General features: G+C 46.8%; 11 protein-coding genes, 1 tRNA gene and 1 pseudogene. 11 read left to right on the top strand and 2 right to left on the bottom strand.

The annotated features are described in order from the left end of the window. Nucleotides 1–205 precede the first annotated feature (205 nt). The gene (locus tag BDE27_RS17845; protein WP_099131752.1) at nucleotides 206–1,462 is read right to left on the bottom strand and encodes a valine--pyruvate transaminase; all 1,257 of its coding nucleotides are present in this window, start codon (nucleotides 1,460–1,462) and stop codon (nucleotides 206–208) included. Nucleotides 1,463–1,592: 130 nt separating this feature from the next. Continuing rightward, nucleotides 1,593–2,156, bottom strand: coding sequence for a DNA-3-methyladenine glycosylase I (locus BDE27_RS17850; protein ID WP_099131751.1), 564 nt, complete (start codon nucleotides 2,154–2,156; stop codon nucleotides 1,593–1,595). A 193-nt stretch (nucleotides 2,157–2,349) separates the two neighbouring features. Between BDE27_RS17850 and glyQ the strand changes: the two genes are divergently transcribed. From glyQ to BDE27_RS17905, 11 genes and pseudogenes are all read left to right on the top strand, one after another. Beyond that, on the top strand, nucleotides 2,350–3,258 hold the full coding sequence (gene glyQ, locus BDE27_RS17855; RefSeq protein WP_074020078.1) for a glycine--tRNA ligase subunit alpha: 909 nt from the start codon (nucleotides 2,350–2,352) through the stop codon (nucleotides 3,256–3,258). A gap of 9 nt (nucleotides 3,259–3,267) precedes the next feature. Further along, the gene (gene glyS, locus BDE27_RS17860; RefSeq protein WP_099131750.1) at nucleotides 3,268–5,337 is read left to right on the top strand and encodes a glycine--tRNA ligase subunit beta; all 2,070 of its coding nucleotides are present in this window, start codon (nucleotides 3,268–3,270) and stop codon (nucleotides 5,335–5,337) included. A 197-nt stretch (nucleotides 5,338–5,534) separates the two neighbouring features. After that, nucleotides 5,535–5,611 (top strand) — tRNA-Pro (locus tag BDE27_RS17865). 584 nt (nucleotides 5,612–6,195) lie between these two features. Continuing rightward, on the top strand, nucleotides 6,196–7,806 hold the full coding sequence (gene dppA, locus BDE27_RS17870; RefSeq protein ID WP_099131749.1) for a dipeptide ABC transporter periplasmic-binding protein DppA: 1,611 nt from the start codon (nucleotides 6,196–6,198) through the stop codon (nucleotides 7,804–7,806). Between the two features lie 142 nt (nucleotides 7,807–7,948). After that, nucleotides 7,949–8,968, top strand: a complete 1,020-nt coding sequence (gene dppB / locus BDE27_RS17875) for a dipeptide ABC transporter permease DppB (protein ID WP_099131748.1) — start codon at nucleotides 7,949–7,951, stop codon at nucleotides 8,966–8,968. A 9-nt stretch (nucleotides 8,969–8,977) separates the two neighbouring features. After that, the gene (dppC, locus tag BDE27_RS17880; RefSeq protein WP_099131747.1) at nucleotides 8,978–9,880 is read left to right on the top strand and encodes a dipeptide ABC transporter permease DppC; all 903 of its coding nucleotides are present in this window, start codon (nucleotides 8,978–8,980) and stop codon (nucleotides 9,878–9,880) included. 13 nt (nucleotides 9,881–9,893) lie between these two features. Continuing rightward, nucleotides 9,894–10,876 (top strand): annotated as a pseudogene (gene dppD, locus BDE27_RS20230) (dipeptide ABC transporter ATP-binding protein). Next, a complete protein-coding gene (gene dppF / locus BDE27_RS17890) occupies nucleotides 10,873–11,889 on the top strand; it encodes a dipeptide ABC transporter ATP-binding subunit DppF (RefSeq protein ID WP_099131745.1) in 1,017 nt (338 codons plus the stop codon). Before dppD ends, dppF begins: the two are co-directional and overlap by 4 nt. 217 nt (nucleotides 11,890–12,106) lie before the next feature. After that, a complete protein-coding gene (locus BDE27_RS17895) occupies nucleotides 12,107–12,814 on the top strand; it encodes a HAMP domain-containing protein (RefSeq protein WP_099131744.1) in 708 nt (235 codons plus the stop codon). A 106-nt stretch (nucleotides 12,815–12,920) separates the two neighbouring features. Continuing rightward, nucleotides 12,921–14,390, top strand: a complete 1,470-nt coding sequence (locus BDE27_RS17900) for an insulinase family protein (protein WP_099131743.1) — start codon at nucleotides 12,921–12,923, stop codon at nucleotides 14,388–14,390. A gap of 96 nt (nucleotides 14,391–14,486) precedes the next feature. After that, nucleotides 14,487–16,631, top strand: a complete 2,145-nt coding sequence (locus tag BDE27_RS17905) for a phosphocholine-specific phospholipase C (RefSeq protein ID WP_099131742.1) — start codon at nucleotides 14,487–14,489, stop codon at nucleotides 16,629–16,631. Nucleotides 16,632–16,633 lie beyond the last annotated feature (2 nt).

A 16,633-nucleotide genomic window follows, 5' to 3' on the forward strand; every position in this document is an offset into this window, starting at 1 on the left:
TTTCTGGTTAAATATACGCAGTTCAGGGAAGGTATAAAAACAGGGAGTGTTTTCCTTTCCTATTGTGTGTGAAGAATTCTTTTGGGATTCTAATAACTACTGTCCTGTTCGCAGGTAAAAGTCCTCGTTATCATCTTGCTCCCTCCCCCCTAAAATGAGGGAGCTTTTTTTTATTTTATTGCTAAGGACAGATTGCGATGCAAGATTAGCGTCCTGCTTCTTGATGTGCGATCTCAATCTCTTCAGACAGAATACGAATACCTTCTTCGATCTTCTCAATATCAGGAACATAGTTCATTCGCATACATTGATGGGCATGTGGCCAATCATGTTCCAGTCCCGGAAAGAAGAAATGTCCCGGCACCATCAGCACGTTACGTTTCTTTAATCGCTGATAAAGCTCTTCTGTCGTGATTGGTAAGTCCTTGAACCAAAGCCATAGAAATATGGCACCTTCCGGTTTATGGATAAGGCAGCGATCTTCCGATATATGGCGCCGAATGATTGTAATTACGTTATCTACCCGCTGCTTGTAAAACGGTTGAATAACATTTTGTGACAAACGGAATAGGTCGTTGCGCTTAATCATTTCCAGAGCGATAGCGGGCCCAACTCCTCCAGGAGCCAGACTGATAATACCATTCATATTACTGATAGCACTGACGATTTTTTCATTAGCGATAATGATACCGCAGCGGGAGCCTGGCAGACCCAGTTTGGACAGACTCATGCACAGAATAATATTGTGATTCCACAGCGGGGTAGCTTCGCTGAAGATAATACCGGGAAATGGTACACCGTAGGCATTGTCTATCAGTAGGGGGATTTGGTGCTGTTGAGCCAGACTATCCAAGCGCAGTAGTTCTTCGTCGGTGATCACGTTGCCTGTTGGGTTGGTAGGACGAGAGACACAAATCAGGTTAATGTCTTCGGTAATATTCAGGTGATCGAAATCAACGTGATATTTGAATTGGCCATTGGGCAGTAATTCAATATTCGGCTTATTAGCGACAAATAATCCTTCATCCAAACCTGAATCTGAATAGCCAATATATTCTGGAGCAAGAGGAAATAAAACACGCTTCATTGAGCCGTCTTTAGCGCGACCTGCCAGTAAGTTAAACAGATAGAAAAAGGCGCTTTGGCTGCCATTAGTCAGAGCAATGTTTTGTGGTTGGATATCCCAGCCGAGCTTTTCTCTTAGCTCTTGGGCCAGTGCCGTTATCAAGGTATTTTTCCCTTGTGGCCCGTCATAGTTGCATAGGGTTTCGCTTAATTGACCGCCTAACGCCATGTCAGCCAATATCTGCTGGAAATACTCATCCATTTCTGGGATATGTGCAGGATTACCGCCGCCTAGCATAATTGCACCAGGCGTTCTCAGACCTTGGTTGAGATCATTCATCAGACGGGTAATTCCCGAATTTTGTGTAAATTTGTTTCCGAATTGCGAAAATTTCATAATGGCGTTAGCGTCTGTTTTTTGTATGAGAAGAAAACACCATACTCTGCTCATTACTAGGGTGCAATGGGGTCAAAGTGTTATTTCTGTTTATTCTTATGCAAGAATTTTAATTTTTCACCACAGTAAGTTATTTTCGACATAAACAATTTATGAGGTGATCATTTACTAAACCTGCTGCTTGCATAAAAGCATAGCAGGTGGTGCTGCCAATAAATTTAAATCCCCGTTTTTTCAGTGCCTTTGCAAGTGCATCGGAAGTTGCAGTTTTGGCAGGAACTTCTGATAAATTTTGCCAGTGATTAATTTGTGGAGAGTCATCAACGAAACTCCAGATAAAAGCGCTGAAGTCTTCACCTTGTTCAGCCATTTTTAGGTAAGCGCGGGCATTGTGAATAATTGCATTGATTTTGCCATGATTACGCACGATGGTCGGTTCTTCCATCAGTCTCCTAACGTCTGTTTCATCCATTTTGGCTATTTTGACCGGATCAAACTGATGAAAACATTTTCTATACCCTTCCCGTTTTTTCAGAATAGTGAACCATGATAAACCCGCTTGTTGTCCTTCCAGACAAATTAGTTCGAAAAGTTGTTGGCTATCTCTTAAAGGGGTTCCCCATTCGTTGTCGTGATAGGCCAGATAATCAGGGTCAGATGTTACCCAACCGCAGCGAGTTATTTCTTTGCTCATGAACTGCACTTGCCTCAGATAATGGTTGATAATTACACCAATGTTAGCTGTATAAATATACAAGTAAAGAGACTTGAATAAGATTTTTTTATATCGCGGCGAAATTGAGAGTGATCAGTGCTGTATATCTTACATCCAAAGGGTATACTGGCCTCTTTCGTTTAAATTCATATGTATCGCGTGCGGGTTCAACATGCAAAAGTTTGATACCAAAACCTTTCAGGGGCTCATCCTGACACTACAGGATTACTGGGCGCGTCAAGGCTGTACCATTGTCCAACCACTGGATATGGAAGTCGGCGCAGGAACCTCTCATCCTATTACCTGTCTGCGTGCTTTGGGGCCAGAGCCTATTGCTGCAGCTTATGTGCAACCTTCTCGTCGTCCAACTGACGGTCGTTATGGCGAAAACCCAAACCGCCTCCAGCACTACTATCAATTTCAGGTTATCATCAAGCCATCTCCAGATAACATTCAGGAACTCTATCTTGGCTCTTTGAAAGCGTTAGGGCTCGATCCGACTGTTCATGATATCCGCTTTGTTGAAGATAACTGGGAAAACCCAACTTTGGGCGCATGGGGGCTGGGCTGGGAAGTTTGGCTGAATGGTATGGAAGTCACCCAGTTTACTTACTTCCAGCAAGTTGGCGGCCTTGAATGTAAGCCAGTAACTGGTGAGATTACTTACGGGTTGGAACGTCTTGCGATGTATATTCAAGGCGTGGATAGCGTTTACGATCTGGTATGGAGTGATGGCCCGTTGGGTAAAACCACTTATGGTGATATTTACCACCAGAATGAAGTTGAACAGTCTACTTACAACTTCGAGCACGCCGATGTGGATTTCCTGTTTACCTGCTTTGAGCAATACGAAAAAGAGGCACAGGAATTACTGGCGCTGGAAACTCCGCTGCCATTGCCCGCTTATGAGCGCATTTTAAAAGCGGGTCATACCTTCAATTTGCTGGATGCCCGCAAAGCGATTTCTGTGACAGAACGTCAGCGCTATATCCTGCGCATCCGTACCCTGACTAAATCGGTTGCTGAAGCTTATTATGCCTCCCGCGAGGCGCTTGGCTTCCCTATGTGTAACAAGAAATAAGAGGCCATCATGATTCAACAGACTTTCCTTGTGGAAATCGGTACGGAAGAGCTACCGCCAAAGGCGCTGCGTTCATTGGCTGAATCTTTTGCGGCCAATTTTGAAGCCGAACTGAATAACGCCAATCTGGGTCATGGTGAAGTGAGTTGGTTTGCGGCTCCTCGCCGTTTGGCACTGAAAGTAGCAAATTTGGCGGCAGCACAGGCTGATCGTGAAGTTGAAAAGCGTGGCCCTGCGATTGCTCAGGCGTTCGATGCAGAAGGTAAGCCAACTAAAGCCGCAGAAGGTTGGGCGCGTGGTTGCGGTATCACCGTTGATCAGGCTGAACGCATGGTAACGGATAAAGGGGAATGGCTGCTCTATCGTGCCCAGGTCAAAGGCCGCGAAGCAAAAGAGTTGCTGGCGGATATGGTAAGCAGTTCTCTGAGTAAGTTGCCAATCCCTAAGTTGATGCGTTGGGGCGATAAACAGACCCAGTTTGTTCGTCCGGTCCATACGGTCACTATGTTGCTGGGCAGCGACGTGGTTGAAGGCGAAATTCTGGGTATTCAATCGGATCGTATTATTCGTGGTCACCGCTTTATGGGTGAGGCGGAATTTACCATTGAGAACGCGCAGCAGTATCCCGCTATTTTGCAGAAGCGTGGTCGGGTTATCGCAGATTATGACGCTCGTAAGACGATGATCAAGCATGATGCAGAACAGGCCGCAATGCAGCTTGGTGGGGTTGCAGATCTGAGCGATGGTTTGTTGGAAGAAGTGACTTCTTTGGTGGAATGGCCGGTTGTACTGACTGCGAAATTCGAAGAAAAATTCCTGCAAGTTCCTGCTGAAGCATTGGTTTATACCATGAAAGGTGACCAGAAATATTTTCCGGTTTACGACAAAGCCGGCAAATTGATGGCGAACTTTATTTTTGTCACCAATATTGAATCTTCTGATCCTCAGCAAATTATTTCAGGTAACGAAAAAGTTGTTCGCCCACGTCTGGCGGATGCGGAATTCTTCTTCAAGACTGACCGTAAACAACGTTTGGAAGACAACCTACCTCGTTTGGAAACTGTACTGTTCCAGAAACAATTGGGCACCTTGCGTGACAAAACTGATCGTATTCAAGCCTTGGCTGGCTGGATTGCGGAAAAAATCGGGGCAGATGTCAATCATGCGACTCGTGCGGGTCTATTGTCCAAATGTGACCTGATGACCAATATGGTGTTCGAATTCACCGATACGCAGGGCGTGATGGGGATGCACTATGCACGTCATGATGGAGAAGCGGAAGATGTGGCGCTGGCACTGAATGAGCAGTATCAGCCACGTTTCTCTGGTGATGCACTGCCATCAACGGGGGTTTCCTGTGCCGTTGCCATTGCAGATAAAATGGATACCTTGGCTGGGATCTTCGGGATTGGTCAGCATCCGAAAGGGGATAAAGACCCGTTCGCTTTACGCCGTGCGGCACTGGGTGTTCTGCGCATTATCGTTGAGAAAAAATTACCTCTTGACCTCCAAACGTTGGCAGAAGAAGCGGTGCGTTTGTATGGCAACAAGCTGACCAACGAAAAAGCGGTGGATGATGTGGTTGAGTTTATGCTCGGCCGTTTCCGCGCTTGGTATCAAGAATTGGGTTATAGCGTTGATGCTATTCAGGCGGTATTGGCACGTCGTCCGACTCAACCGGCAGACTTTGATGCCCGTATGAAAGCGGTTACGCATTTCCGCACCCTGGATGCAGCCGTTTCTTTGGCTGCGGCCAATAAACGCGTTTCCAACATTCTGGCAAAATCAGAAGAACAGTTGAATGACACTGTTCTTGCTTCCGTATTGAAAGCAGCAGAAGAGATCCAACTGGCGACACACCTTGTGGTGTTGAAAGAGAAACTGGCTCCTTTGTTTGACGAAGGTAACTATCAGGATGCGTTGGTTGAATTGGCTTCCCTGCGTGAAGTGGTGGATGCGTTCTTCGACAATGTGATGGTTATGGATGAAGACAGCCAAGTCAGGGTCAATCGTTTAACGTTGTTAAGTGAATTGCGTGATTTGTTCTTGCGTGTCGCAGATATTTCACTGCTCCAGTAATTTCTGATTTATTGAAATAGTATAAATCAGTTTAATTGAAAGGCCTTACCTTTTGGGGTAGGGCTTTTTGTGGCCTGTAATAATGTCCGTGATATCGTTTACAACGGTTATTTTGGATGCTTTGTCGTCAAACAATCGCTTATCTTTAAAAAGGTATTGACGGTTTGTGGCGCTGGCAGTAATATGCGCTTCGTTTTCGGCGAGTAGCGCAGCTTGGTAGCGCAACTGGTTTGGGACCAGTGGGTCGGAGGTTCGAATCCTCTCTCGCCGACCAGAATTCAGAACCCTGCTTTTTATAAGCAGGGTTTTTTTTATATATCAGACAACCAAATAAAAGCCTTTTCATAAAGACCTTGCAAACATTTCTTGTATATTGCCGCAAGCTTAGAAAAATTTTTCATCTATGTTGACATCATCGTCGAATCCTCCTGATATTTTTTCTGATTGGTGAACTCCGTCAAAAGTTTTATATGCAAGTTTGCTCAAGTGTATTTTTTCCTCGTTAACTTAACTGTTTATATTTAAATCAATTCTCCTGATTAGCTCATATTCTCATCTTATATATTCCCGCCTTTTTTATAAGCTATTCTGCTCATCATTTAAGCATGTGGTCACAAATTCAAAATTATCATCACCAGAGATTTATTCTTTCTATTTGCTTTATTTTTGGTTTATTTGTCTATTTAATGTGCTTCATGTCATGTTTTTTAACCATCATTGTTAATGATTCTTTTCTTTTATGTTTTTCTTATGTTTCTGGTGTTGTGTTTGATGATATTGACGTCAGGCATAACAATTGATTAATTGGTAAGCGAAAAATAATAAAACAAGCTAAACATCACAAACGGGGTTCAAGTAATGACAATTTCCAAGAAAAAACAGTCCAGTTTGTTAAAACTGGGTGTCGGTTTTGTCGCATTGGCTGTTACAGCCAGTATTCAGGCAAAAACATTGGTCTACTGCTCTGAAGGTTCTCCTGAAGGCTTCAACCCACAGTTATTCACTTCTGGTACAACTTATGATGCAACTTCCAGACAAATCTATAACCGTCTGGTGGATTTTAAAGCGGGTACAACCAATGTTATTCCAAGTCTGGCCGAAAGCTGGGATGTGAGTGACGACGGCAAGGTTTATACCTTTCATTTGCGCAAAGGTGTGAAGTGGCAAAGTAATAGGGAATTCAAACCTACCCGTGATTTTAACGCTGATGACGTGATTTTTACTTTTATACGCCAAAAAGATAAAAATCATCCGTACCATCAGGTTTCGGGGGGCAGCTATGAATATTTCATCGGTATGGATATGGGGAATATCATCAGCAAAATAGAAAAAGTCGACGATTATACTGTTCGCTTTATTCTTTCACGCTCAGAAGCACCTTTCATCGCTAATCTGGCGATGGATTTTGCTTCTATCCTGTCCGGGGAATATGCTGATGTGATGATGAAAGCAGGAACTCCCGAAAAAGTTGACCTGAATCCAATTGGTACAGGTCCATTCCAGCTAGTGCAATACCAGAAAGACTCACGGATTCTCTATAAGGCCTTTAAGGATTATTGGGAAGGACCAGCAAAAATCGACCGCTTAGTATTTTCTATTACTCCTGATGCTTCTGTGCGTTATGCAAAATTGCAGAAAAATGAATGTCAGGTTATGCCGTATCCAAACCCTGCGGATATATCCCGTATGAAGCAGGATAAAAATATCGTCTTGACGGAACAGGCTGGCTTGAATGTGGGATATCTTTCTTTCAATGTCACCAAGCCGCCACTGGATAATGTGAAAGTGCGTCAGGCATTAGCAATGGCAGTGGACAAAGACGCCATCATTGAGGCTGTCTATCAGGGTGCTGGGCAGAAAGCGAAAAACCTGATCCCGCCTACCATGTGGGGCTATAACACAGATATCAAAGACTACTCCTACGATACGGCCAAGGCGAAGGAACTGTTGAAAGAAGCTGGCTTCCCGAATGGTTTCGAAACTGATCTGTGGGCGATGCCAGTACAGCGTCCGTATAACCCGAATGCCCGTCGCATGGCGGAAATGATTCAGGCCGATTGGGCGAAAATTGGTGTTAAGGCCAAGATTGTCAGCTATGAATGGGGTGAATACCTGAAACGAGCCAAAGATGGTGAACCGAAGACCGTGATGATGGGATGGACAGGGGATAATGGCGATCCTGATAACTTCTTCGCAACTCTGTTTAGTTGTGCAGCTAAAGAGAAAGGCTCTAACTATTCAAAATGGTGTTACAAGCCATTTGAGGCCGCTATCCAACCCGCGCGTGCAACCGCTGATATTAACAAGCGCACGGAATTTTATAAGCAAGCGCAGGTTGTCATGCATGAACAAGTACCCGCATTGATCATTGCCCACTCCACGGTTTATGAACCAATCCGTAAAGAAGTGAAAGGATATTTGGTTGATCCACTTGGCAGACACCTTTTCTACTACGTTGATCTCAAATAATTCTTGCTGTTGAGCTGTTGTGATTAACCATCCCCCAGAGCTTTCTGTGGGGATGGTTTCGCTTCTCTGATGGGCAAGTCGACTCTGTATACACCAAGCGGTCCGAAGAGCCGCACTGGTATTTAAAAAGGGAACTCAGGATATGCTGCAATTTATCCTCCGACGTCTAGGGTTAGTGATCCCGACGTTTATTGGTATTACGCTGCTGACTTTCGCGTTTGTGCACATGATACCTGGTGATCCCGTGCTGATTATGGCGGGAGAGCGTGGTATTTCTTCTGAGCGTTATGCCCAATTAATGGCTGAAATGGGGTTAGATAAGCCTCTCTGGGAGCAATATTTTCATTACATCAATGGCGTATTGCATGGTGATTTGGGGATCTCGTTGAAAAGCCGCATTCCTGTATGGGATGAGTTTGTTCCGCGTTTTAAAGCGACTTTCGAACTGGGCATGTGTGCCATGTTATTCGCCATCGCTGTCGGTATTCCAGTAGGGGTATTGGCGGCAGTCAAACGGGGTTCTGTCTTTGATCACACTGCGATTGGCTTGTCATTGACAGGCTACTCCATGCCAATTTTCTGGTGGGGGATCATGTTGATCATGCTGGTCTCCGTTCACTGGAACTTAACCCCTGTTTCTGGCCGAATCGGTGATAGTGTATTTATTGATGACAGCAATCCCCTGACGGGATTTATGCTGATTGATACGCTGATTTGGGGTGAGGAGGGCGATTTCACTGATGCTGTAATGCACATAATCCTGCCTGCCATTGTGCTGGGAACGATCCCGTTAGCCGTCATCGTGCGTATGACTCGCTCTTCCATGCTGGAAGTGCTGGGCGAAGATTATATCCGTACTGCCCGGGCAAAAGGGTTGAGCCGCCTTCGTGTCATTATCGTTCATGCGTTGCGTAATGCTTTATTACCCGTAGTCACAGTGATTGGTCTGCAAGTGGGCATCATGTTGGCAGGTGCCATTTTGACAGAAACGATTTTCTCATGGCCAGGATTAGGGCGTTGGCTGATTGATGCCCTGCAACGTCGTGACTATCCGGTGGTACAGGGGGGAGTATTGTTGGTGGCGACCATGATTATTCTGGTCAATCTGGTGGTTGATTTGTTGTACGGCATTGTCAATCCGCGCATTCGTCATAAGAAATAGGAGCACATGATGACTCAAACAACTGAGCCTGCAGTATCGGGTGCACCGAAAATAATGACGCCGATACAAGAATTCTGGCATTACTTTAAACGTAACAAAGGCGCAGTGATTGGTCTTGTCTATATTGTTCTGATGCTGCTGGTTGCACTATTGGCTGGGGTATTAGCGCCGCATGGTCCGGCAGAACAGTTTCGTGATTCCCTGCTGATGCCTCCGGTATGGCAGGAAGGTGGAAGCTGGCAATTTATTCTCGGCACTGATGATGTTGGGCGCGATATTTTGTCCCGTCTAATGTATGGGGCACGCCTTTCATTATTGGTTGGCTGTCTGGTCGTGGTGATGTCACTCATCATGGGTATCATTCTGGGGGTATTGGCTGGATATTTCGGCGGTGTGGTGGATACCATTATCATGCGTATCGTCGACATTATGTTAGCCTTGCCAAGCCTACTGCTGGCATTGGTGTTGGTGGCGATCTTTGGCCCATCGATTATCAATGCGTCATTGGCACTGACTTTTGTCGCCTTGCCTCATTATATCCGCCTGACAAGGGCAGCGGTATTGGTGGAAGTTAATCGTGATTATGTGATGGCTTCCCAAGTAGCCGGTGCGGGAGCCACACGTCAGATGTTTATCAATATCCTGCCAAACTGCCTTGCGCCGTTAATTGTGCAAGCGTCATTAGGGTTTTCAAACGCTATTCTTGATATGGCGGCCTTAGGGTTTCTGGGAATGGGGGCACAGCCACCGACTCCGGAATGGGGAACCATGCTGGCCGATGTTTTGCAATTTACCCAGAGTGCGTGGTGGGTTGTGACCTTTCCGGGGCTGGCTATCCTGTTGACGGTACTGGCATTTAACCTGATGGGGGACGGGTTGCGTGATGCACTTGATCCCAAGCTCAAGCAGTAGGGGGGATTGAGAAATGGCATTATTGAATGTAGACCAATTGTCGGTGCATTTCGGGGATGAAGGTGTACCATTCCGCGCCGTTGACCGTATTAGCTACCGTGTTGAGCAGGGGGAGGTTGTCGGCATCGTTGGAGAATCCGGCTCAGGTAAATCAGTCAGTTCATTGGCGATTATGGGGCTGATTGATTATCCGGGCAGAGTTATGGCAGAAAAAACTGGAATTCGGTGGCCGTGACCTGACTAAAATTTCAGAAAAAAGAGCGCCGTCAGTTGGTGGGTGCGGAAGTGGCGATGATTTTCCAAGATCCCATGACCAGTTTGAATCCGTGCTACACCGTCGGTTATCAGATTATGGAAGCCTTGAAAGTTCATCAGGGTGGCAACCGGAAAACGCGATACCAACGGGCAATCGACTTATTGACCCTGGTGGGTATCCCTGATCCGGTCTCTCGTCTGGATGTTTATCCGCATCAATTATCGGGAGGGATGAGCCAGCGTGTGATGATTGCGATGGCTATCGCGTGTCGTCCAAAACTCCTGATTGCCGATGAGCCGACGACGGCTCTGGATGTCACCATTCAGGCGCAAATCATCGAATTGTTGCTGGAATTGCAGCAGCAGGAAAACATGGCATTACTTTTGATCACCCACGATTTGGCGCTGGTGGCGGAAGCCGCCCATCATATTATTGTGATGTATGCCGGACAGGTGGTGGAAATTGGCAAGGCCACGGAAATCTTCCGTGCGCCACGCCATCCTTATACACAAGCATTATTGCGGGCTTTGCCGGAATTTGCGGTGGATAAATCCCGTTTGGCATCGTTGCCCGGCGTTGTTCCCGGAAAATATGATCGCCCAATGGGATGTCTGCTCAACCCCCGTTGTCCCTATGCCAATGCGCATTGTCGTCAGGAGGAGCCGTCATTGCAATCAATGAGAGGGCGTCAGGTTAAATGTCACATGCCACTAGATGATGAGGGGAGGCCAACAGTATGAACATTCCACAAAACAGGGAACAAGAGAAAACGACAGCACCTTTACTGCAAGCCACTGAATTGAAGAAATATTATCCGGTGAAAACAGGCTTATTCTCGCCTGAACGTATGGTTAAGGCGTTGGATGGTGTCTCGTTTGAACTGGAAAAAGGTAAGACGCTGGCGGTTGTCGGCGAATCGGGCTGTGGAAAATCCACATTGGGCCGCCTGCTGACCATGATTGAAAAACCGACCGATGGGGAACTTTATTATCTGGGGCAAGACCTGTTGGTGCCAAATAAAGAAGCAGAAAAACTTCGTCGCCAGAAAATCCAGATTGTATTTCAAAATCCTTACGCTTCCTTAAATCCCCGTAAAAAAGTGGGACAGATTTTGGAAGAGCCATTGCTGATTAATACTTCACTTACCGCGGGTGAACGCAAGGAAAAAGTCTTACAGATGATGGAGAAAGTGGGACTAAAACCGGAACATTATGCGCGTTATCCACATATGTTTTCTGGTGGTCAGCGTCAGCGTATCGCCATTGCCCGTGGGTTAATGTTAAACCCAGACGTAGTGATCGCAGATGAACCCGTTTCAGCGTTGGATGTTTCAGTGAGAGCACAGGTTCTGAATTTAATGATGGATTTGCAGCAGGAGCTGGGATTGTCTTATGTTTTTATATCCCATGATCTCTCGGTCGTCGAACATATTGCTGATGAAGTGATAGTGATGTATTTGGGGCGCTGTGTTGAAAAAGGCAATAAGGAAATGATTTTCAACAATCCGCGCCATCCTTACACACAGGCATTATTGTCGGCGACGCCTCGCCTTAATCCTGAACTGCGCCGTGAACGTATTAAGCTGACGGGAGAGCTGCCAAGCCCGATGAATCCGCCAGCGGGGTGTGCTTTTGCTGCTCGTTGTCGTCGCGCATTTAGCCAGTGTACCCAATTCCAGCCTAAGTTAAAGCAATATGGCGGACAACTGATCGCGTGTTTCGCGGTCGAACAGGATGAAACCCCATTCACCTAATCATATCTGACCGTGGTATAACGTTTGACATCCTCTGAACGCCGGTTAACGTTATACCATCGCTTTATTTGATGCCGTTATATCCCGGTCATTTTCTCTGTTGCATTGCCATTCATCAAAATAAGACGACCGCAAGTAAAATCAAGTATACTCACTCACATTATTAAGATGTGTTGGTCAGTGTTTTCACTATTAGTTTGGTATTGGTTTGGATAAGATGAAATTGCGTGTCAAACGTTCGTTAACCATTAAACAGATGGCCGCAGTGACCGGAGTCACTTTGGTTACCATTGCTATTTTCATCACCATCCAGTTATCTCACCTATTACAGCAGCGGAAAGATGACTATATCAGCCAGCTTAACAATGCGGCTGTACAAATCCAGACACCTTTGGCGGAAGCGTTGTTAAGTTCAGATCTCAATAAAGCGAAAACGCTGTTGATTGGGTTGAAGACCTCAGGCATTCTGGGGCGAGCCGATGTGTTATTACCTGATAACGTTCGGGTAATGAGCCTGGATTTTGCCACTCATCGCCCCATACCTGAACTGGCAAAGAAGGTTTTTGGTATTCCTGTTGAGGTCAATATTCCTCTCTACGTTTATGGTGTTGCGCCAAAAACAGCAGAATCACAGGGACACCTTATTTTGCAGGTTGATTCCAATCGGGTGTATCGTTTTGCCTTGAATACACTTGCATTAATGTTGACCACTTATTTATTACTCGTACTTATTCTTACGGTGTCGATAAGCTGGTGTGTAAATCGCATTATCATCCATCCATTGCGCGATGTTGCGCGGGAACTGAATGAAGAACAGCCGCCAGTGACTATGTCTTGCCCTAAAAGCCATCAGGATGATGAATTGGGGTTGCTGGTAAAAGGCTATAATCGTCAGGTTAATAAGCAGAAAACGCCATCAAAATGAAACCTTACAAGATGAATAACGGTCTAATCCTTGATGATAATATTCAGGAATGGCGGATTGTCTTAGGTTTCGCAGGATAAAATTAAACAGGTAGGGGTAAGTGAGAATGCTGGGCAACAAAATCGAATATCTTATTGGTGGTGCGATTCTGGCTACGACTTGTTTGGCACAGGCTGAGACCTTGCAACCTGATCCAGCCTGGCAACAAGGCAAACTCGAAAATGGATTTAGTTGGCAAATCCTGCAAACACCACAGCGGCCTAATGACAGAGTGCAGTTGCGGTTATTGGTAAAGACCGGCTCCTTGTCTGAAAAAACCCAACAACGGGGCTATACCTACCTGATTCCGAAAATCGTCTTATCCAGCAGCAAAGATTTATCATCGCAGAAATTGGAAAATCTATGGCACAATGCGATAGATACTAAAAATCTCTTTCCACCTGCCATTGTTTCCTATGATTTCACCCTTTACAGTCTGAGCCTGCCAAATAATCGTCCCGAGTTATTGCAAGATGCATTGATATGGTTATCCGATATTGCTGGTGGTGCGGTATTTACACCAGAGACACTGGCACAGGCCATAAAAGGGGATGAACATCTTGTGACGACTTTCCCATCTGATATCCAAGACCCAGTGTGGCGTATGCGCCTGCAAGGTTCGACGCTTATCGACCATGATCCTGGGATGGCCGTATCAGTGCCTGTCGATGTAAAAAAAGTCGAAAATTTTTATCATCAATGGTACACGCCGGATGCGATGACGCTGTATATCGCAGGACATGTTGACAACCGATTACTGTCAGAGCGGATTAATCGGGCCTTTGCGTCATTGGAGGGGAAACGTCAGACACCAGAGCCTGTTCCTACCTTGCTACCGCTGAAAGCAGCAACGATTGGCGTAGTGAGTGATAAGGCCAAACAAGATCGCTTGTCTTTGACCTGGAACCTGAACTGGTTGCCGATTAACGATTCGCAAACCCTGATTCAGTACTGGTTAAATGACCTGACGCGTGAAGCGCTTTATCGTTACCTGCAATTAGGGCTTAAAGACAAACAGAATGACATGCAATTAGGCCTGGATTGCCGTGTGCTATACCAGCGGGCGAACTGCTCCTTAAATCTGGATTCCCCTGCGGACAAGTTGATGGAGTCCACGCTTTATCTGGCCTCACAACTGTCATCATTGCGGGAAAATGGATTGCCGCAGGCACAATTTGATGAACTCTATGCTCAGAAGCGGGGTCAGCTCCAGCAGCTATTTGCCATGTATGCCCGCACAGATACCGATATTTTGATAAACCAACGTCTGTTGTCACAGCAAAATAATGTGATAGATATTGCCCCTGAACAATTCCAACGGTTAAGACAAGCGTTTTTATCCTCCCTGACACCACAACTTTTGAATAAAAAGCTGCAAGAGATGTTGTCTCAAGAAATCTCTTTTATTCTGGTGCAACCAAAAGGTGAAGCGACGATTGATGTTAATCACATCAAAAATAGCTTTAATCAAATTATGAGACCGGGGCCACAGCCGGAGAAACCGAAAGAGCCTAAAACAGTGAACGGTAGGGAGTAAGAGGGTAAACGGGAACTCTGGTTTCATTCCCCCCGTAATATTTGGGCATTACCCTCGAGACTCTTTTCAAAACACGTCTCAGGAGGTTAATAACTTATGCCTGACTTTTCCCGCAGAAAAATATTACAAGCAGCTGTGGTCGGAGCAGCGGGTTCATTACTGCCCGCTTCGATTCGCAAGGCTCTAGCCATACCCGCCAATAACAGTACTGGTACTATTGATGATGTAGAACATGTGGTGATTCTGATGCAGGAAAACCGCTCCTTCGACCATTATTTCGGCACGTTGCCTGGCGTACGTGGCTTTAGCGATCGCATCACTATTCCACTCTCCGGTGGTCGCAACATTTGGCAGCAGCAGGGAAATTGGCGGCTGGTCTTGCCTTATTATCTGGACAGCCGACGCGGTAATGCACAGCGGGCTGGAGGTACGCCTCACTCCTGGAATGATGAACATTCCGCCTGGGACAATGGCCGTATGAGTGCCTGGCCAACCTATAAAACGACAACCTCAATGGGCTATTACTGCCAGACTGAGCTGCCGTACCAGTTTGCTTTGGCCAACGCCTTCACCTTGTGTGACGCATACCATTGTTCGATCCATGCAGGAACCGATCCCAATCGTCTGTTCCACTGGACCGGCACCAACGGTCCCAGTGCCGCTAACGTTGCTGCAGTGATCAACGAATGGGACTCTCCCGGCCCTCCAGAGGAAGGGTATACATGGAAAACCTACCCAGAACGACTGGAGGAGAGCGGCATTAGCTGGAAAATTTATCAATACCTGCCGGACAACTTCGGTGATAACCCGTTGGCCGGTTTCCGCCAGTACCGTGCCGCCAGTGTCAGAGCCGGTAATCCGGCACAACCACCGGAAGGTTTCCACGATTTTGTGCCTTACAGTGATGAACTTGACGAGAGAATTCCACTGTACAAGGGCAACGGCAATACTCTGCCGGCTGCCAGTGATGGCGATCTGGAGACGATACTGGCCGGATTCCGCGACGAGGTGAAGAAAGGCAGGCTGCCGCAGGTAAGCTGGATCGTTGCACCGGCGGCCTATTGTGAGCACCCAGGGCCTTCCTGCCCTGTACAGGGTGGCTGGTTCATTCAGGAGATCCTCAATGCGCTGACAGACGATCCGCAGGTGTGGAGCAAAACGGTATTGCTGGTGAATTACGATGAGAATGATGGTTTCTTTGACCACATTCCTTCACCCTCCGCACCGTCGCTACGGGAAGACGGTAGTTTCGCCGGCAAGTCCACGCTACCCTTCGACACCGAAATCTTTCAACACGTAGCTCCAGAGGGATCGCAGGGGCAACCGCCACCAGATGGACGTATTTATGGTCCTGGACCGAGAGTGCCTATGCTAATCCTGTCGCCCTGGAGTCGCGGAGGTTGGGTTAACTCACAGGTATTCGACCACACCTCAGTCCTGCAATTTTTGGAAAAACGCTTCCGGGTATGCGAGCCGAATATCAGTGCCTGGCGGCGTGCAGTGTGCGGTGATCTCACTTCAGCGTTCAACTTTGTCAATCCCAACAGTGAAGTGCCCCATTTGCCTGACATCACGCGACAAACAGCAGACAACCTGCGCCGGAGCCAGGAGGCGTTACCACGGGTGCCGTTACCGGAGGTTGAAAAGCAGCAATTGCCGTATCAACGGCGACAGATTCGCCCGTCCCGCGCGTTGCCTTACCGACTTAATGTTGAAGTCTCGGCTTATCCTGATAAGGGCTTACTGACACTGAGTTTTCACAACACGGGCGAACAGGGTGTGGTATTCCACGTTTACGATAAGCTACATCTGGATGAGATCCCGCGGCGTTATACCGTTGAAGCAGGTAAGTCGCTCAGTGATGACTGGCAGACGGCAGATGACTATGATCTTTGGTTGCTAGGACCCAACGGCTTTCACCGTGCGCTGAGCGGTTCACTGACACAGCGGCAGCCAGAAGTGCGTCAAATCATGAATGATACCTACCTGCACCTGGAACTGAACAATCCGAGTGACAAAACGGTGGAGATCATCATAAAACGCTGCCCTTATACATTGCAGGGGCCGTGGCGCATTAAAATGCCAGCGGGAAGCTGTCACAGCCAGACTTTTGACACCCGTATCAGTGGTGGCTGGTACGATATTTCACTGGCAGGGCCGAAAGGATGGCACCGCCGCCTGGCTGGCAGACTGGAAAACGGTGAGCACAGCATCAGCGATCCGTTGATGGGAAAGGAATAAGA

The sequence above is a fragment of the Xenorhabdus ehlersii genome, from assembly GCF_003610465.1.
Lineage (GTDB): Bacteria > Pseudomonadota > Gammaproteobacteria > Enterobacterales > Enterobacteriaceae > Xenorhabdus > Xenorhabdus ehlersii.